Genomic DNA, 18,224 nt, shown 5'->3' with positions numbered 1-18,224 from the left:
TCAACTGATAACCGAAAATCCAAAACCACCCCGACTTGCGTCGTGATGACCTTAGAGTTTCGGCTATCGAAGGTGGGTTTCCCCATTCGGAAATCTATGGATCAAAGCCTCTTCGCGGCTCCCCATAGCTTATCGCAGCGTAGCACGTCCTTCATCGCCTCTCATTGCCAAGGCATCCACCGAATACCCTTAAGACACTTGATTGCTCTCATTATCAATATCCACACACTCGGCAGAGTTTGCTGCACGCTGCTTTGCATAACCAACGAATTGGAAACGCAAAATCCGCACGCCGGCGGTCAAGCCGTGCGCACTTCATGCAGCTGGATATGATTTAGAAAGACCAGTTTGCTTCGTAAGATCGAACCGACAACGAGGCGGTCAAGCTTCGTTGAAAAGGAATAAAGATGCGGAAGCTTTGCAAGCAAAGCGTTCGCACTCAATTCCTGGAGATTATGATTGCGGCACCCGCAATTGCTTGCAGACCCGAACCTCGGAACGATCTCCTCTTTACGATGTCATAAATCCCGCAGTCGATCTCGTAAGACCGACAAGCGAAGTTATACCGCGGACTAAATCAGGCGCTGCCCATATGGCGCGCACTGTCTGAACACACTGAATGTCTTGAAGTTGTTTTCGTCTCGACCGCTCATCAGCATCCAACCAAAGTTTCTGGTGGAGGCAGACGGGATCGAACCGACGACCTCATGCTTGCAAAGCACGCGCTCTCCCAGCTGAGCTATGCCCCCGTTCCAGAAGACGAATGCTCAACGCTAAAGAACACGTTTTGCAGATGCGATGCTTGCGCATGTGATGTCGACGTCAGCAGCAGCTTCAATTCAAAGCGCGCAAATATGGTGGGCCTGGGAAGACTTGAACTTCCGACCTCACGCTTATCAAGCGCGCGCTCTAACCAACTGAGCTACAAGCCCTAACAACAAAGGACTGCGCTCGGCTCATCGACATGACCTTGCGATCAAACGCCAATAAGCAGCACGAGCACGCCCCAGCGTGTGTTCGTCCGCGAAGAAAGAGAAACGAAGACGGCGGTGTCCCGCCTATGCAGCTCAGACATTGATCCAATGTCTGGCCACTGATGTTTCAAAAGAGGTTCGATAGATGCAAGCATCTGAAGAACCATCCTTAGAAAGGAGGTGATCCAGCCGCAGGTTCCCCTACGGCTACCTTGTTACGACTTCACCCCAGTCGCTGACCCTACCGTGGTCAGCTGCCCCCTTGCGGTTAGCGCACTGCCTTCAGGTAGAACCAACTCCCATGGTGTGACGGGCGGTGTGTACAAGGCCCGGGAACGTATTCACCGTGGCATGCTGATCCACGATTACTAGCGATTCCAACTTCATGGGCTCGAGTTGCAGAGCCCAATCCGAACTGAGACGGCTTTTTGAGATTTGCGAGAGGTCGCCCTTTTGCATCCCATTGTCACCGCCATTGTAGCACGTGTGTAGCCCAGCCCGTAAGGGCCATGAGGACTTGACGTCATCCCCACCTTCCTCGCGGCTTATCACCGGCAGTCTCCTTAGAGTGCTCAACTAAATGGTAGCAACTAAGGACGGGGGTTGCGCTCGTTGCGGGACTTAACCCAACATCTCACGACACGAGCTGACGACAGCCATGCAGCACCTGTGCTCTATGCCCCGAAGGGAAGGTTCCATCTCTGGTACCGGTCATAGACATGTCAAGGGCTGGTAAGGTTCTGCGCGTTGCGTCGAATTAAACCACATGCTCCACCGCTTGTGCGGGCCCCCGTCAATTCCTTTGAGTTTTAATCTTGCGACCGTACTCCCCAGGCGGAATGCTTAAAGCGTTAGCTGCGCCACTAGTGAGTAAACCCACTAACGGCTGGCATTCATCGTTTACGGCGTGGACTACCAGGGTATCTAATCCTGTTTGCTCCCCACGCTTTCGTGCCTCAGCGTCAGTTATGGGCCAGTGAGCCGCCTTCGCCACTGGTGTTCTTGCGAATATCTACGAATTTCACCTCTACACTCGCAGTTCCACTCACCTCTCCCATACTCAAGACTTTCAGTATCAAAGGCAGTTCTGGAGTTGAGCTCCAGGATTTCACCTCTGACTTAAAAACCCGCCTACGCACCCTTTACGCCCAGTGATTCCGAGCAACGCTAGCCCCCTTCGTATTACCGCGGCTGCTGGCACGAAGTTAGCCGGGGCTTATTCTTACGGTACCGTCATTATCTTCCCGTACAAAAGAGCTTTACAACCCTAGGGCCTTCATCACTCACGCGGCATGGCTGGATCAGGCTTGCGCCCATTGTCCAATATTCCCCACTGCTGCCTCCCGTAGGAGTTTGGGCCGTGTCTCAGTCCCAATGTGGCTGATCATCCTCTCAGACCAGCTACTGATCGTCGCCTTGGTAGGCCTTTACCCCACCAACTAGCTAATCAGACGCGGGCCAATCTCTCGGCGATAAATCTTTCCCCGTAAGGGCTTATCCGGTATTAGCACAAGTTTCCCTGTGTTGTTCCGAACCAAGAGGTATGTTCCCACGCGTTACTCACCCGTCTGCCACTGACGTATTGCTACGCCCGTTCGACTTGCATGTGTTAAGCCTGCCGCCAGCGTTCGCTCTGAGCCAGGATCAAACTCTCAAGTTGGACTTGAAACTTTAAACCGGCTGATCACAACGTATTGACGAGGTCCCACCATACTAAATCGACCAAACCGAAGTTCAGCCAATCTGCTGTCCGCGCTTCACAGCGCTAACAACGATGGTGTTAACCTTTGTTCAAAACGTGTACCGCCGAAGTCTTTCGTCCGGCCCCGCCTCAGGAAGCCGAAGCTTCCATCGAACGAGACCCGCAAGGACTCCGCCGTCCACGTTTCTCTTTCTTCAATTTAACTTGTCAAACAGCCCGACGCAGATGCGTCAATCTCCCCAGGAGGGAGAAAATCTTGCCACTCAATCACCCGACAACAGATCAGCAGCCGACACCTATCGGCTACTGAAACAATCTTCGCGGTGATGAGCTTCCGAGACACGAACAACCGCCCGGGCTGGTAGGCCCCGGCGCCGCTGCGCTCAGTGGCCGGGTTATAGGCCCCCTCACCCGAAACTGTCAACGCCATTCGTCAGAAAATCGTCACGTGCTGTGGAGGACGCTCCAGGGCCCAAAAAGCGTAGGTTTTACAGGGGTGACGCCGTACAAGAGCCACATTCCTCCGACGTTCTGAGCATGCCTTGTGCAAAGATTCTGCGGCGCCCCTGAAACTTTTTAGGGGTGGTCGAACCGGATCTGGGCCCAACGGCCTCTCGAAAGAACGAGCTGCGTCATCGCAGTGCGCTTTTGGGCCAAAGAGAACACAGCGAAAGAGTTTGCAGCATTGACGTTCGTCCATTCGGCCAGCATTTTGGCGCGCACTGTTCGACCGTCGATGCGATGTGCTTGGGGAAGACTCTTCGCATGATGCTGGGAATTCGGGGGATGTCGGCTTGAATCACGGACTGTCACGCGGTGGCGCCTATAATCGTGAGACCGGGATGATTGATCTCGGCCACGAGCCGCCGCTATCCGTTGATGGCTCCGAAGCCGCAGTCATCGATCGTCGCCGCGTCTCGGTACAGTGGTTCAGTGGTACTATCCTCACAGGTCTCTGCGGCGCGGCTCTGATCGGCGGCGCCGTTTTTGCGTCGCTTGACGGCGAGATGACCTTTGCCAAGGTACCGGAGCGTGTCGAAGGCGCGCTACGCGGCGCCTTCAGTGCCACCGACAAACAAGCAAGCCTGCATAAGTCCGACCGCCTGCCGCCGCCGAGCGACTCTTCCGCCGCGCGCCAGGTACTCAAAGTCTCCACCGTCACCCGCGTCGGCAATCGCGACGTGATGCGCGTGCGGCCCTTCATCCGGATTTCCGGCAATCTGGCGATGGCGACCAGCGATCTCAGCGCCAAGATCCCGCCCTTCAATGCACAACGCCTGCTGACCGATGTCGGCAGCCCAGCTCCCAACAGCGACGACGCCGCGGTCAATCCGAATGCCGTCGAGCCCGATGCCGAAGTCTCCTTCGTCACCCGCGATCTCGGTCAGGTACTGCCGAAAGCCAAGATCGGTGCCAGCGTTGCCATCGATGAAGTCCTGATGCGCGTGCGCGACGCCTCCAACTGGCGCGGCAATACCGGCGTTCGCTACACGACGGTCGCCAGCGCCACCGGCGATATCGGCGGCCAGCCTGACATGAAGATGGCCTATGCCGCCGAAGGGACCACGGCCGATCCTTATGCTGGCTTCGAAACCCGCATCGTGCCGGAAAACGTCACGCTGCTGGCCAAGACCAAGGATCAGGCGACCGGCGGCAACCCCAATGGCGAGCGTATCCATATCGTCAAGAAGGGCGACACCATCCTGACCATCCTGCGCGACCAGGGCGCGATGCCCGAGGAAGCCAAGGCGATCGCCACTACGCTGGGTGCCCGCGGCCGCGACGGCGGACTGAAGGAAGGTCAGAAAGTTCGCATCCTGATGTCGCCGGCCGGACCGGGCCAGCGTTTGCAGCCCTACCGCGTCATCGTCGCCAACGATTCCACCATCGAGGCGGTCGCCGCCCTCTCCGATCTCGGCAAATACGTCGCCGTCGATGTCTCCAGCATGAACACCGTCGCCGAAGCGCCAAGCGCATCGGACGATGACGAGGAGGATGACGGCACCGGCGTGCGGCTCTATCAGAGCATTTACGAGACGGCGCTGCGCAACAAGGTCCCGGCCACCGTCATCGAGGATATGATCCGGATCTACTCCTACGACGTGGATTTCCAGCGCAAAGTACAACCCGGCGACTCGTTCGACGTGTTCTTCGCCGGCGAAGACGAAGGCGCCACCATCACCGAAAAGACCGAAGTATTGTTCGCTTCGCTTACGGTGGGCGGCGAAACCAAGAAATACTATCGCTTCCTGACCACTGACGACTCGGTCGTCGACTACTATGACGAGACCGGCAAGAGCGCGAAGAAGTTCCTGGTCCGCAAGCCCGTCAATAACGCCATCATGCGTTCGGGCTTCGGCGGACGCCGCCACCCGATCCTCGGCTACACCAAGATGCATACCGGCGTGGACTGGTCGACGCCCTACGGCACCCCGATTTTCGCATCCGGCAACGGCGTGATCGAAAAAGCAGCCTGGGAAGGCGGCTACGGCAAATATATCCGCATCAAGCACAACAACGGCTACGAGACCGCCTACGGCCATATGTCGGCCTTCGCCAAGGGCATGGAGCCCGGCAAGCGCGTGCGGCAGGGTCAGGTCATCGGTTTCGTCGGCTCCACCGGCATGTCCACAGGCGCCCACGTTCACTACGAAATTCTGGTCAACGGCCGCTTCGTCGATCCTATGCGCGTGAAACTGCCACGCGGCCGCTCGCTCGAAGGGCCGATCATGGCCGGCTTCGAGAAGGAACGTGACCGGATCGACGCCCAGATGACCATGCGAGGCCCCGGCGCCCGCGTGTCCGACGCAGGCGTGACCGGCGCGGTGCCACCAGCACGGCCGACGACCAGCCGCTAAATTCGTATTTTTCGCCTTCTTCTGCGCGTCAGACCAACGCCGCGTGGGCTAGGTGACGCTCGGGACAGTAGCAAAAGAGTCGCTGAGGTCCGGCGATCAATCCGCGGCGAGCTCTGCAGACCCGATCAGGTGAACACCAGGCGCGCCGGTCACGGCTGCCTCGATCAGTGCATCGGCGATTCTGTCGGCGGGGCTGATCCGGTAGCTGCGCGGCAGGACCGGACCGAGGATACCGAGCACCGCTGTTGCGATGCGTTCGCCCAGCCGGAATTCGTCACGGTCACCGCCGATCAGGCCCGGCCGCACAACCGTCAAAGACTGAAAGCCCATCGCCTTCAGCGCTTCCTCCACTTCGCCTTTGGTACGCGGATAGAGCAGCTTTGAGCGTGCATTGGCACCCACCGACGAATTGAGCGCGAAACGGCTAGCGCCGTGCTTGCGCGCCAGCCGGGCAACTTCAAGCGGGTAATTATAATCCACAACGCGAAACGCCTGATCCGAGCCAGCTTCGGCGCGCGTCGTGCCGAGTGCACAGATCACACCATCGACGTCCCACCAGTCGGCCTCGGCTGGTAACCGGTCGAAATCGACCAGCGGGTTGTCGAGCTTCGCATGCGCCGCGAGCGGCCGCCGCGTCGGCGCAACGATGCGTGTGATCCGACTGTCGGCGAGCGCTTTGGCGATGACATGGCGGCCGACAAGGCCGGTGGCGCCGACCACGAGAATGCGGGTCATGATCTTTCTCCGACGTGGAAACGGCCTGAGCCGTGAGGTTCAGGCCGTTTCGTTGCGTTCAAACCCGTGCCGTCAGTTCAGCTGCCGCTTCGGCACCGGCGCCTCGAACTCGGCGATCTCCGCGGTTCGGGCCGGCTTGCCGTTGAAGGTCAGGACGTTGCCGGCGGCGCTTATGTCGACATGGTCACCGTCCTTGACGTCGCCGGCGAGGATCATCTCCGCCAGCGGATCCTGGACGTTGCGCTGGATCACCCGCTTGAGGGGACGGGCGCCGTAGGCGGGATCCCAGCCCTTGTCGGCGAGCCAGTCACGGGCTTCGTCCTCCAGCACCAGCGTGATCTTGCGATCTTCCAGCAGCTTGGTGAGCCGCGCGAACTGGATCTCGACGATCCGGCCCATTTCGCTCTTCTGCAAGCGGTGGAACAGGATGATCTCGTCGACACGATTCAGGAATTCCGGCCGGAAATGGGCGCGGACGTTGCCCATCACCAGGTCGCGCACCGCTGACGTATCCTCGCCCTCGGGCTGGTTGACCAGGAATTCCGAACCGAGATTCGACGTCATGATGATCAGCGTGTTGCGGAAATCGACGGTGCGGCCCTGGCCATCGGTCAGGCGGCCATCGTCGAGCACCTGCAGCAGCACGTTGAACACGTCCGGATGCGCCTTCTCGACTTCGTCGAACAGAACGACCTGATAGGGCCGCCGCCGCACAGCTTCGGTCAGCGCGCCGCCCTCGTCATAACCGACATAACCCGGAGGCGCGCCGATCAGGCGTGAGACCGAGTGCTTCTCCATATATTCGGACATGTCGAGGCGAACCATCGCGGTGTCATCGTCAAACAGATAGGACGCCAACGCCTTGGTCAGCTCGGTCTTGCCGACGCCGGTGGGACCGAGGAACATGAACGAGCCGATCGGCCGGTTGGGATCCTGCAGGCCTGCCCGCGACCGACGCACCGCCGTCGCCACGGCACGCACCGCTTCGGCCTGGCCGACGACACGCTCGCCGAGGCTCAGTTCCATCCGCAGCAGCTTGTCCTTCTCGCCTTCGAGCATCTTGTCGACCGGCACGCCGGTCCAGCGCGAGACTACCTGCGCGATGTGATTGGCGGTGACCGCCTCTTCCATCATCTCGGAATTCTCGTTGGCTTCGATATCGGCCAGCCGCTTTTCAAGGTCGGGAATCCGGCCATAGGCCAGTTCGCCGGCGCGCTGATACTCGCCGCGGCGTTGCGCTTCGGCGAGTTCAAGACGCAAGCCATCGAGCTCGCTCTTGAGCTTCTGCGCATTCGACAACTTGTTCTTCTCGGCCGACCAGCGCTGGGTGAGCGCTGCCGATTTCTCTTCGAGCTCGGCGAGTTCCTTCTTGAGCGTTTCGAGCCTGCTCTTCGAGCCTGCATCGGTTTCCTTGCCAAGCGCCTCCTGCTCGATCTTGAGCCGGATGATTTCGCGGTCCATCGAGTCGAGTTCTTCAGGTTTGGAATCGACCTGCATCTTCAGCCGTGCCGAAGCCTCGTCCATCAGGTCGATGGCTTTATCCGGCAGAAAGCGATCGGTGATGTAACGGTTCGACAGCGTCACGGCGGCGACCAGCGCCGAGTCCGTGATGCGGACACCGTGATGCTGTTCGTATTTGTCCTTGAGGCCGCGCAGGATCGAGACGGTGTCTTCCACAGTCGGCTCAGCCACGAAGATCGGCTGGAAACGCCGCGCCAGCGCCGCGTCCTTCTCCACATGCTTGCGATATTCGTCGAGCGTGGTGGCGCCGATGCAATGCAATTCGCCGCGGGCGAGCGCAGGCTTCAGCAGGTTCGACGCGTCCATGGCGCCATCGCCCTTGCCGGCGCCGATCAACTGATGCATCTCGTCGATGAACAGGATGATGCCGCCCTCGGCCGAGGTCACCTCGCCGAGCACCGCCTTCAGCCGCTCCTCGAACTCGCCGCGATATTTCGCGCCGGCGATGAGCGCACCGAGATCGAGCGACAGCAGGCTCTTGTCCTTCAGGCTCTCCGGCACGTCGCCGTTGAGAATGCGCAGCGCGAGACCTTCGACGATGGCGGTCTTGCCGACGCCGGGTTCGCCGATCAGCACGGGATTGTTCTTGGTTCGCCGCGACAGCACCTGAATCGTGCGGCGGATTTCCTCGTCGCGGCCGATCACCGGGTCGAGCTTGCCATCCCGCGCGGCCTGGGTCAGGTCGCGGGCATATTTCTTCAACGCGTCATAGGCGTTTTCGGCCGTAGCGGAATCCGCCGTGCGGCCCTTGCGCAGCGCATTGATCGCGGCATTGAGATTTTGCGGGGTGACGCCGCCCTTGTTGAGCAGGCTGCCGGCTTCGGAGTCCTTATCGAGCGCCAGCGCAAGCAGCAGCCGCTCCACCGTGACGAAACTGTCGCCGGCCTTTTCGGCCGCCTTTTCGGCGGCATCGAAAGCGCGCGCGGTCGCCGGCGCCAGATAGACCTGCCCGGCCCCTGCGCCCGAGACCTTGGGCATCTTGCCCAGCTCGGTTTCCGTCGCCTTCAGGATGGCGCGGGAGTTGCCGCCGGCACGATCGATCAGGCCGCCGGCCAGACCTTCGCTGTCGTCCAGCAGAACTTTCAGAATGTGCAGCGGCGAGAATTGCTGATGGCCCTCGCGCACGGCCAGTGACTGCGCCGACTGGATGAAGCCGCGCACCCGTTCGGTGTATTTCTCAATATTCATCGTGTGTTGTCCCTCGGCCTGCCCTGTCCGCCTCGAAAGCACGGATGGGGCATCTTCATTGGGTTTCCGCGGGCCGCATTGATGGTGGTCAACCGGCCGCAGTCGTCGCTGGCGTCAAAACCAGCTTGATGCAAATGTGGGCAGCCAGTTCCCGAAACGGAAGGGGTCCGCATAAAATTCCAATCGGCCAGGCGATGGCGCCACGAGCCCAAATCTCTTAAGACCGGAACCATGCCAGAACAGTCTTACGCCAGCGTTGCCAGCATCTACCGCTATCCCGTGAAGGGCCTGACGCCCGAGCCTCTGGAAGAAGTCACGCTGAAGCCCGGCCAGACCCTGCCGGCTGACCGGCGCTATGCCATCGAGAACGGCCCGATCGGGTTCGACCCGGCAGCACCGCAATATTTTCCCAAGACCCAGTTTCTGATGCTGATGCGCAACGAGCGCCTGGCGGCGCTCCGCAGCCACTACGACGACGCCAGCCATACGCTGACAATCCGGCAGGACAATCTAGCGGTGGCGCGAGCCGACCTGCAGACGACCGAAGGACGTGCAGAGATCGAAGCGTTCTTCGCGAAGAATTTTGCCGATGAATTGCGCGGACCACCCAGGGTGTTGTTCGCGGAGGGCCATAGCTTTTCGGATGTGCCGCGCAAGGTGGTGTCGATCATCAACCTCGCCAGCGTCAAAGATCTCGAAAAGGCCGTCGGACAGCCGGTGCATCCGCTACGCTTTCGCGGCAACGTGCATGTAGCGGGCTGGCCGGCCTGGCATGAATTCGAGCTGATCGATCGGACGCTCGCCATCGGCAGCACCCGGCTCAAGGTGGTGAAGCGCATCGTCCGATGTGCAGCGACCAATGTCGATCCGGATACGGCCGCGCGGGATCTGACGATTCCGAAAACGCTGCTGCAGACCTACGGTCACGCCGATTGCGGAATTTACGCAGAGGTCATCACCGGCGGCATGATCACCGCCGGCGATAAGATCGTCGTCGCAGAATAGACGAGCTCAGCTCGTCGGCATCACGTAGGCGTAAACGCGACCACGCGAATACACCGACTCGGCGACGCGGTTGCCGTGATTGCCGGAGACGATGATCGGGTTGCCCTTGGCATCGACGCCCGAAACGACACCGACATGACCGCCGCGACGACCGCGCGACATCACGGCGATGGCGCCGACCTGCGGACCGGAGATGCGCTGGCCATAGCTCGAGAACGAGCGCGCCATATCCGAACCCGTGCCCTGATGGCCGGTGCGCTTCAATACGAGGTTCATGAACGCTGCGCACCACAAACGACCGCGCGCCGTCGGATTGCCGCGGCCGATGAAGCTGCGCGCTGCATCGACGATGCCCGAACCGCCGAAGCCGCCGGAAGGCTGGTTCATGCTTGCATTGGCGTTATTGAAATTTGTGGAGTCGCCGAACGAAGGCGCCTGCTGTTCGACTCGGGCACTGCGCCGTGCATATCGCGCGCGATGCCGGACGTGATGACGCGTGCTGTGTGCGTACTTGCCGACGTGGTGCGAATGACGCGAAGCGCCGTGATGAGGACGTGCCGACGCGGGAGAGACTGACGCGAGAACTGCCGCCGAACACACCGCAAGAGCCGAGATGCGAAGTGCACGGCGATACGCAAAGAACTGAACCATACCGAATTTTTCCTCTTAACACCCCCGAACCCCATCGGCCCAAATACGCGGGCCAACAATCGGGACGGGCGTGGTAACGAAGTTGGTATGGCGATAACAAGACCTAGAACGGTTCAAGTGACGATTTTTTAACGGCGACATCGGAGTGAATCGCTTCAACTTCAACGGACGCCATACGTATAGACATAGCAGCCACCCATTCGACAGAATGCGCGCTTATATTACCTATTCGAATTAGCTTTTACGCACATCTTTGGCGTGTATCGCAAACCGACACACGGCGTGAAAAGCCGCATAGAATGCGGTATTTCTGTTTCCATCAGACAGAAATCTACACGCGATCAGGGTTGCGCCGATTTACTCGCGCGGCTCAGCAGGAAAACGCCCTGCTCCCCGAACATGTTCCAGAACCACCACGGCGCATTGAGGCGCAGCGGACGGCCATAGAGATCGAGCGCAACGGCGCGCTCCATCTTCACGTTGATCTCGTCGCACAGCTGCACGAAGTCCTTGATGGTGCAGAAGTGAATGTTCGGCGTGTCGTACCACGTCGCCGGCAGATTCTCCGTACGTGGCATGCGGCCGCCGACAAGCAACTGCACGCGCATTTTCCAGAAGCCGAAATTCGGAAACGACACGATCGCGCTGCGGCCGATGCGCAGCAGATTTTCCAGCACGACACGCGGCTGCCGCGTCGCCTGCAGCGTCTGCGACAGGATCACGTAGTCGAACGCATCGTCGGGATAGTTGATCAAGTCCGTATCGGCGTCGCCCTGCACCACTGCGAGGCCTTTGCCGACACAGCGGTTGACGCCCTCGCGCGACAATTCGATGCCGCGGCCGTCGATGCCGCGGCTTTCCAGCAATTGCAGCAGATCGCCATCGCCGCAGCCCACGTCGAGCACCTTCGAGCCCGGCTTGATCATCTCCGCGACCAGGAGGTGATCGCCGCGATAGTCCTGCGTGCCGCGCGGCGCCGGCGTCGCCACCGCAGAATTCAGCGGCAAGGTCTGTTGTGGAAACGCCATCTCTATGTCCCCGTAACAGGCAGGCCGCGCACGGAGGCTGCGGAGTTCAGAAATGCACCGGCGATATCGAGGAACTCGGGCACGTCGAGCAGGAAGGCATCATGACCCTTGTCGGTCTCGATCTCCGCAAAGGACACGCGGACGCCGCCGGCGTTCAGCGCATGCACGACGTCGCGCGATTCCGCCGTCGGGAACAGCCAGTCTGATGTGAACGACATCAGGCAGAAGCGCGTCTGCGTATCGCGAAACGCTTCCGCAAGCTTGCCGTTGTGGTCGGCTGCGATATCGAAATAGTCCATCGCACGCGTCAGATAGAGATAGGAGTTGGCATCGAAGCGCTCGACGAAGGAAGAGCCCTGATAGCGCAGATAGCTCTCGACCTGAAAATCCGCATCGAAGGAGAATGTCGGCAACTCCCTGTCCTGCATGCGGCGGCCGAACTTGCGGTGCAAGGCGGCATCCGACAGATAGGTGATATGCGCGGCCATCCGCGCGACGCCGAGGCCACGATGCGGATGTGTGCCTTCCTCGAAATAACGCCCGCCGCGCCAATCGGGATCGGCCATCACGGCCTGACGACCCAATTCGTGGAACGCGATGTTCTGCGCCGAGTGCCGCGTGCTGCAGGCAACCGCCAGCGCGGAGAACACGCGCTCCGGATAGGCCGCGGTCCATTGCAGCGTCTGCATGCCGCCCATGGAACCGCCGACGACGCAAAACAACTGACCGATACCGAGACTGTCGATCAGCATCGCCTGCGCACGCACCATGTCGGGAATGGTGATGACCGGAAAATCCAGTCCCCAGATCTTGCCGGTGGCGGGATTGGTCGAGGCCGGACCGGTCGAGCCCATGCAGCCGCCGAGCACATTCGAACAGATGATGAAGTAGCGGTCGGTATCGAGGGCCTTGCCGGGGCCGACCAGTGTCTGCCACCAGCCGGGCTTGCCGGTGATCGGATTGATATTGGCGACGTGCTGGTCGCCGGTCAAAGCGTGGCAGACCAGGATCGCATTGGATCGGTCGGCGTTGAGCGTTCCGTAGGTCTGATAGGCGATCTGGAACGGGGCGAGGTCGACGCCGCAATCGAGCCGCAGCGGCTGATCCATGCCGAAGGCCGCGACCAGCGAGGTCGGATGATCGGCTTCATGTCCACGCTCATCGGGGCGGACAACCGGACTCTTCACCAGTTCGACATTTACCATCTTGATACCGGCCTCCTCAGGAGGTTCTCAAACCAAAACCGGAATCAGGCCATAAAAAACCCGGCCTGAACAAATAGCTCGGCCGGGATCAAACTGTCCCCGGCCTGTTTAGCGAGTTGTTTAACGTGGCTGCAAGCCGGCCGGCTCAAATGACCACGGAAGAGACCAGAAACTAGTCCCACACCCGCCTGCCGTCAATATGGGCATACCCCGGTCAAATTGCCCAACTGCCCTGCGGCCAAATCTTCCATGTTTTCTTTGCTTTCCGGCACCGTCTTACCTAATCAATGGCCGTGCCCGCCGGCTCCCCGGAGCCGGCCCGGCAAGCTCGACGGGACCTATCACGCCTCCCGTCCCGAAGGTTTTGAACATGTCGAAATTACCACCCGCCCCGCCCTCGCTGGATGAACTGCGCAAAGAGATCGACAGCATCGACGCGCAGGTTCACGCCCTGTTGATGCAGCGCGGCGACATCATCGACCGGCTGATTTCGGTGAAGCAGACCCAGGAGGTCGGCTCGGCCTTCCGGCCGGCGCGCGAGGCCGACATGATGCGCCGTCTGGTGCAGCGCCATCGCGGCATCCTGCCGATCGACACCGTCGAGAGCATCTGGCGGGTGATCATCTCGACTTTCACTTACGTTCAGGCGCCGTTCTCGGTGCATGCGGATCTGTCGCTCGGCGAGAGCGCGATGCGGGATTCCGCACGCTTTCATTTCGGCTTCACCGTGCCTTACGTCGCGCATTTCAGCGCCGCCGCAGCGGTCGAGGCCGTGGCCAAGTCCAAGGGCGATCTCGCGCTGGTCTCGGCGACGTCCAGCCGCACGCCGTGGTGGATCCCGCTGGAAGCCCTGGGCGCGCCGAAGATCATCGCACGCCTGCCGTTCATCGAACGCGCCGACCATCCGGCCGCGCTTCCCGTGTTTGTGGTGTCGCGCGTCGCCGACAGCGCCATGGTGACCGAAGTCGAGATGTGGAGCGTGCGGGTGTCAGGCTGGAATGCCGAGACCGCGCGCGCGCTATCGCCGCTGGCCGAAATCGTCGCCGTGCCGGATACCGCCTTTGACGGCGCGGCGCTGCTGATCTCGATCACGAGAGCCTCGAGCCTCGACAAGATCAAGTCGGCGCTGATCGAAGCCGGCGCCTCGGTGCGCTCCACGGCTCTCGTCGGCAGCCACGCAACCCGCTATACCGTGGCCGCCAGCGACGCACCGCGTTCGTAAGCCAATCTGACGTTCTGGAGTTGAAGATGTCCCGTCCTGTGCCGAAGCCCGGCATTCTCGATATCGCGCCCTACACCCCTGGCAAGAGCCCGGTGGTGGAGCCCGGCCGCAAGACCTACAAGCTGTCGGCCAACGAGACCCCGTTCGGTCCGTCGGCGCGCGCCAAGGACGCCTTCGCCACCGCTGTCGCGCATCTCGAGGATTATCCGGAAGGCACGTCGAAGGTGCTGCGCGAGGCGCTCGGCCACCGCTTCGGCCTCGATCCCGCGCAGATCATCTGCGGTGCCGGCTCCGACGAAATTCTCAACCTGATTGCGCATGTCTATCTCGGCCCCGGCGACGAGGCGATTTCGACCGCGCACGGCTTCCTGGTCTACCCGATCGCTACCCAGGCGAACGGCGCCACCAATGTGGTCGCTCCGGAAACCAACTTCACCTGCAACGTCGATGCGATCCTGAACTGCGTCACGCCGCGCACCAAGCTAGTGTGGCTGGCGAACCCCAACAACCCGACTGGCACCTATCTGCCGTCCTCCGAGATCAAGCGCCTGCGCGCCGGCCTGCCGGAGCACGTGCTGCTGGTGCTCGACGCCGCATATTGGGACTACGTGACCAAGGGCGACTACGACAACGGCCTGGAGCTGGCGAAGACCACCGAGAATACCGTCGCCACCTACACCTTCTCGAAGGTGCACGGCCTGGCCGCCTTGCGGATCGGCTGGATGTTCGGCCCTGCGCACATCGTCGATGCGATGAACCGGATTCGTGGGCCGTTCAACGTCTCGGCGCCGGCGATGATGGCCGCGGTGGGGGCGATCGAGGACACCGGCCATGTCGAGATGTCGCGCACATACACCGCCAAGTGGATCGGCATCCTGACCGAGGAAATCACCAAGCTCGGCATCGAGGTGACGCCAAGCGTAGCCAATTTCCTGCTGATGCATTTTCCGGCGACCGGCAAGACCGCAGCGGACGCCGATGCGTTCCTGACCAGGCGCGGGCTGGTGCTCCGCACCGTGACCAATTACGGCCTGCCGAACTCGCTGCGCATGACCATCGGCACCGAGGAAGCCAACAGGCTGGTGATCGAGACGCTGCGTGAATTCATGGCATCGAATTCGGGGCAATGACGTGAGCGCCACGCCGCCCTTCAAACGTATCGCGCTGATCGGGCTTGGCCTGATCGGCTCGTCGCTGGCGCGCGGCATCCAGCAGCTCGGCCTTGCCGGTGAACTCGTTGCCACCGACAATTCGGCGGCCGTGCGTGCACGCGCCGTGGAAATCAAGCTCGCCGACCGCATCGCCGACGACAATGCCAGCGCCGTCAAGGATGCCGATCTGGTCATCGCCTGCGTGCCCGTCGGCGTGGCGGGCGACGTGGCGAAAAGCATCGCGGCGCATCTCGCACCCGGCGCGATCGTCTCCGACGTCGGTTCGGTGAAGGCCTCCGTGCTGCACGCGATGTCGGAATATCTGCCGGACAATATCCACTTCATTCCCGCGCATCCGGTCGCCGGCACGGAAAACTCCGGTCCGGATTCCGGCTTCGCCGAATTGTTCAGCAATCGCTGGTGCATTCTGACGCCGCCCGAGGGCGCGGATCCCGCGGCCGTCGAGAAGCTCACCGGCTTCTGGGCTGCATTGGGCGCCAATGTCGAGATCATGCAGGCCGCGCATCACGATCTGGTGCTCGCGGTCACCAGCCATCTGCCGCATCTGATCGCTTATACAATCGTAGGCACGGCCGACGAGCTCGAAGACGTCACGAGGTCGGAAGTGCTGAAGTTCTCCGCGGGCGGTTTCCGCGATTTCACCCGTATCGCAGCATCAGACCCGACCATGTGGCGCGACGTGTTTCTCGCCAACAAGGACGCGGTGCTGGAAATGCTCGGCACCTTCCAGGAAGACCTGTCGAAACTGACCCGTGCGATCCGCCGCGACGATGGCGATGCGCTGTTCGAGCACTTCACCCGCACCCGCGCGATCCGCCGCGGCATCGTGAGTATCGGTCAGGATGAAGCGGCACCGGACTTCGGGCGCAAGCATCAGGCGCTGACGAAGAAGGATTGAGGCTCTTCTTCCCTTCTCCCCTTGCGGGAGAAGGTGGCGCGGACGAAGTCCGTGCCGGAAGAGGGGTGAGATGGAGCTCTGCTGCCCCTCTCCCGTCTCGAACCGCTTTGCGGTTCGATCCACCCTCTCCCGCGGCGCGCAGCTACGCTGCGCTGGGGGAGAGGGGAAGCGAGAAACTGGCCCTTAAAACAACGGCGGGATCTGCGCCACGCGCAGCGGCCCGAGGAACACCGCGCCATCGACAAATTTCAGCGGGAACGACCGCGCCGCTTTGCCTTCCAAGACAGCCGCAGTCCCGATCGAATTGACGCCGGCGGCAAGGCCGCTGCCGGCATTCTTGCGCACGACATTGCCGAGACCGGGGATCGCGCGATCCAGCGCACCGAGGATGTTGTTGACGTCTTGTGACTTCACGCCGGGCGCAATGCGATCCAGCGCCTCCTGAGGCACGCCCATCTCCAGCAACTTGTCGATCCCGAGGGCGGCGATAGCCTTGTCCAGCCCCGCCACGGTCATCTGCAATTCGCCGTCGAGATTGCCCGCGGCGGTCAGACCGAGCGAGCCCGTCGCCAGCGAGATGATCTCGCCCTGCTGGACGCGCGACTGCACGATCTCGACGCGTCCACCTGCAGCCTGAAGCTCGCGGAAACGCTGCGGCCAGGGCTTGGGCGAGACATCCTTGAGGCCGCTTAGCAATGCGCGGATATCGGCGTCGAAGGGTGCGGCGAGGATCGGATGAACATCGGCAATGCTGCCGCTCCTGATCTGCAGGGCCGTCTCGATCACCGGCTTGTCCGGCGTCGAATTCGCTGCCGTGCGGCCATGCAATTCGACCTGTTTGGCACGTGCGGTCGGCGCCTGCACCGAGCCGGCGAAGCGGTCGAGCGAGACGTCGTCGAACACGATGTCGGCGCTGTCAGGCGTGCCGGGGAGACCGGTGATGCTGCTGCGCGCGGAGCCCCAATTCATCACCATCGCCGGCTGACCGCGATCGGACAGGACTGCCGGCGCGGTGAATTCGGCGACCAGGAGCCGCGGCGTGTAGATCTGCGCAACCACGACGATCTCACCGAGCTTCGCGGTGATCGGCACCTGCGTCGCATTCTGGGTGGCCGTTTGCGAGGTCAGCGAAACGCTGACACCGCTGCAGCGGACTTCAAGCCGGAACGGGAAGCCGGAGACCGAACGGTTGGCGCAATCATAGACGCGGCCAGCCGCGGCCTCTCGGGCGCGCCAGATATCGACGTTTTCGTCGACCTTGGACGCGGCATAGAACCAGAAGCCGCTCCACGCCGCCGCAAGGACGACGATGATGACGGGCAGGATGAAAATCGGCCAGAGGCGGCGCTGGGTGGGCTGTGCATATTCGGACATGGCGGGACGTAGATCGCATGATTTTGTCAAATCGGCGATCCCTTTCATGGGGTTATCCTGTCGTCGCAGGGCCACATTGCAGGAAATCAAGATCGCCCGGGCCCAAGGTTTCTGCTAGGTCGGCACCATGACCGCGAAAATCACCGCCGAGCCCGATTCCGACAGCGATCTCTGGGTGTTCGGCTATGGCTCGCTGATGTGGCGGCCGGGCTTCGAGTTCATCGAACAGGTCCCGGCCCGGCTGATCGGCGAACATCGGGCGCTCTGCGTCTATTCCTTCGACCACCGCGGCACGCCGGAAAAGCCTGGCCTCGTGCTCGGCCTGGACCGCGGCGGCGCCTGCCGCGGCATTGCCTTTCGGGTGGCGGCGAAGCTGCGCCATGACACCATCGCCTATCTCAGGGAGCGTGAGCAGACCACCCATGTCTATCGCGAGGTGATGCGCTCGGTCTGGCTGGATGACGTGGGACGCACCCGCGTCAGCGCGCTGGCCTATGTGGTCGATCGCGGCCATGTGCAATATGCCGGACGATTGAGCCTCAGCGAACAATTGCACTTCGTGCGGCAGGGCCACGGGCGTTCCGGACTTAACCGCGATTACGTGCTGTCGACCGTGAAGGCCATCGAGACTGAAGGTTTTCGCGACGCGCAGCTCCATCAGCTCGCAGCCATGCTGCACGAGTGACCAAGC

The 18,224-nt window shown here is 61.4% G+C and carries 12 protein-coding genes, 2 tRNA genes, 2 rRNA genes and 1 riboswitch (1 of these 17 only partly in view); of the genes, 6 read left to right on the top strand and 10 right to left on the bottom strand.

Going from position 1 to position 18,224, the window contains the following annotated elements; all coding sequences use genetic code 11:
- The 4 genes from LPB73_RS29065 to LPB73_RS29050 form a co-directional block, all read right to left on the bottom strand.
- A 23S ribosomal RNA gene (locus LPB73_RS29065) occupies window positions 1–204 on the bottom strand; it reaches 2,616 nt to the left of the window's first position.
- A gap of 469 nt (window positions 205–673) precedes the next feature.
- Window positions 674–749: transfer RNA gene (locus tag LPB73_RS29060), tRNA-Ala, on the bottom strand.
- Between the two features lie 106 nt (window positions 750–855).
- Window positions 856–932: transfer RNA gene (locus LPB73_RS29055), tRNA-Ile, on the bottom strand.
- Window positions 933–1,147: 215 nt separating this feature from the next.
- Window positions 1,148–2,634, bottom strand: a 16S ribosomal RNA gene (locus LPB73_RS29050).
- The 16S and 23S rRNA genes sit together here with 2 tRNA genes alongside, the layout of an rRNA operon.
- Before the next feature lie 836 nt (window positions 2,635–3,470).
- On the opposite strand from LPB73_RS29050, the gene LPB73_RS29045 reads away from it, so the two are divergent.
- Complete coding sequence (locus tag LPB73_RS29045; RefSeq protein ID WP_231079079.1) at window positions 3,471–5,534, top strand: M23 family metallopeptidase; 2,064 nt, start codon at window positions 3,471–3,473, stop codon at window positions 5,532–5,534.
- Window positions 5,535–5,630: 96 nt separating this feature from the next.
- Here the strand turns inward: LPB73_RS29045 and LPB73_RS29040 are convergent, their stop codons facing one another.
- Complete coding sequence (locus LPB73_RS29040; RefSeq protein WP_231079077.1) at window positions 5,631–6,269, bottom strand: NAD(P)H-binding protein; 639 nt, start codon at window positions 6,267–6,269, stop codon at window positions 5,631–5,633.
- Window positions 6,270–6,341: 72 nt separating this feature from the next.
- Entirely contained in the window at window positions 6,342–8,978 is a 2,637-nt protein-coding gene (clpB, locus tag LPB73_RS29035) for an ATP-dependent chaperone ClpB (RefSeq protein ID WP_231079076.1), read from the bottom strand.
- A gap of 231 nt (window positions 8,979–9,209) precedes the next feature.
- Between clpB and LPB73_RS29030 the strand changes: the two genes are divergently transcribed.
- Window positions 9,210–9,983: an MOSC domain-containing protein gene (locus LPB73_RS29030; protein WP_231079075.1), complete on the top strand. Its 774-nt coding sequence runs from the start codon at window positions 9,210–9,212 to the stop codon at window positions 9,981–9,983.
- A gap of 6 nt (window positions 9,984–9,989) precedes the next feature.
- Here the strand turns inward: LPB73_RS29030 and LPB73_RS29025 are convergent, their stop codons facing one another.
- The 3 genes from LPB73_RS29025 to metX all read right to left on the bottom strand — a co-directional run bounded on the left by LPB73_RS29025 (window position 9,990) and on the right by metX (window position 12,867).
- Complete coding sequence (locus tag LPB73_RS29025) at window positions 9,990–10,634, bottom strand: TIGR02594 family protein (protein WP_231079074.1); 645 nt, start codon at window positions 10,632–10,634, stop codon at window positions 9,990–9,992.
- Window positions 10,635–10,975: 341 nt separating this feature from the next.
- A complete protein-coding gene (gene metW, locus LPB73_RS29020) occupies window positions 10,976–11,662 on the bottom strand; it encodes a methionine biosynthesis protein MetW (protein WP_231079073.1) in 687 nt (228 codons plus the stop codon).
- Between the two features lie 2 nt (window positions 11,663–11,664).
- Window positions 11,665–12,867, bottom strand: coding sequence for a homoserine O-acetyltransferase MetX (gene metX / locus LPB73_RS29015; protein ID WP_231079072.1), 1,203 nt, complete (start codon window positions 12,865–12,867; stop codon window positions 11,665–11,667).
- 87 nt (window positions 12,868–12,954) lie between these two features.
- Window positions 12,955–13,034: riboswitch (SAM riboswitch) on the bottom strand.
- Window positions 13,035–13,237: 203 nt separating this feature from the next.
- On the opposite strand from metX, the gene LPB73_RS29010 reads away from it, so the two are divergent.
- From LPB73_RS29010 to LPB73_RS29000, 3 genes are read left to right on the top strand one after another with little or no spacing between them, the layout of a single operon-like run.
- On the top strand, window positions 13,238–14,089 hold the full coding sequence (locus LPB73_RS29010) for a chorismate mutase (protein ID WP_089267606.1): 852 nt from the start codon (window positions 13,238–13,240) through the stop codon (window positions 14,087–14,089).
- A gap of 26 nt (window positions 14,090–14,115) precedes the next feature.
- Window positions 14,116–15,219: a histidinol-phosphate transaminase gene (gene hisC / locus LPB73_RS29005; RefSeq protein ID WP_231079071.1), complete on the top strand. Its 1,104-nt coding sequence runs from the start codon at window positions 14,116–14,118 to the stop codon at window positions 15,217–15,219.
- 1 nt (window position 15,220) lies between these two features.
- Window positions 15,221–16,159, top strand: coding sequence for a prephenate/arogenate dehydrogenase family protein (locus LPB73_RS29000; RefSeq protein WP_120287235.1), 939 nt, complete (start codon window positions 15,221–15,223; stop codon window positions 16,157–16,159).
- Between the two features lie 183 nt (window positions 16,160–16,342).
- Here LPB73_RS29000 and LPB73_RS28995 read toward each other — a convergent pair whose 3' ends face one another.
- Window positions 16,343–17,533, bottom strand: coding sequence for a DUF2125 domain-containing protein (locus LPB73_RS28995; protein ID WP_120287236.1), 1,191 nt, complete (start codon window positions 17,531–17,533; stop codon window positions 16,343–16,345).
- Window positions 17,534–17,660: 127 nt separating this feature from the next.
- Between LPB73_RS28995 and LPB73_RS28990 the strand changes: the two genes are divergently transcribed.
- On the top strand, window positions 17,661–18,218 hold the full coding sequence (locus LPB73_RS28990; protein ID WP_231079070.1) for a gamma-glutamylcyclotransferase: 558 nt from the start codon (window positions 17,661–17,663) through the stop codon (window positions 18,216–18,218).
- Window positions 18,219–18,224 lie beyond the last annotated feature (6 nt).

This window comes from Tardiphaga sp. 37S4 (genome assembly GCF_021044645.1).
Lineage (GTDB): Bacteria > Pseudomonadota > Alphaproteobacteria > Rhizobiales > Xanthobacteraceae > Tardiphaga > Tardiphaga robiniae.
This window is presented reverse-complemented; position numbering and strand designations above follow the sequence as displayed.

Excerpts from the sequence above, each read along its gene's own strand:
- metX (WP_231079072.1), bottom strand. The coding sequence starts at position 12,867 with ATGGTAAATGTCGAACTGGTGAAGAGTCCGGTTGTCCGCCCCGATGAG.
- LPB73_RS29025 (WP_231079074.1), bottom strand. The coding sequence starts at position 10,634 with ATGGTTCAGTTCTTTGCGTATCGCCGTGCACTTCGCATCTCGGCTCTT.
- metW (WP_231079073.1), bottom strand. The coding sequence starts at position 11,662 with ATGGCGTTTCCACAACAGACCTTGCCGCTGAATTCTGCGGTGGCGACG.
- LPB73_RS29040 (WP_231079077.1), bottom strand. The coding sequence starts at position 6,269 with ATGACCCGCATTCTCGTGGTCGGCGCCACCGGCCTTGTCGGCCGCCAT.
- LPB73_RS29010 (WP_089267606.1), top strand. The coding sequence starts at position 13,238 with ATGTCGAAATTACCACCCGCCCCGCCCTCGCTGGATGAACTGCGCAAA.
- clpB (WP_231079076.1), bottom strand. The coding sequence starts at position 8,978 with ATGAATATTGAGAAATACACCGAACGGGTGCGCGGCTTCATCCAGTCG.
- hisC (WP_231079071.1), top strand. The coding sequence starts at position 14,116 with ATGTCCCGTCCTGTGCCGAAGCCCGGCATTCTCGATATCGCGCCCTAC.
- LPB73_RS29030 (WP_231079075.1), top strand. The coding sequence starts at position 9,210 with ATGCCAGAACAGTCTTACGCCAGCGTTGCCAGCATCTACCGCTATCCC.
- LPB73_RS28995 (WP_120287236.1), bottom strand. The coding sequence starts at position 17,533 with ATGTCCGAATATGCACAGCCCACCCAGCGCCGCCTCTGGCCGATTTTC.
- LPB73_RS28990 (WP_231079070.1), top strand. The coding sequence starts at position 17,661 with ATGACCGCGAAAATCACCGCCGAGCCCGATTCCGACAGCGATCTCTGG.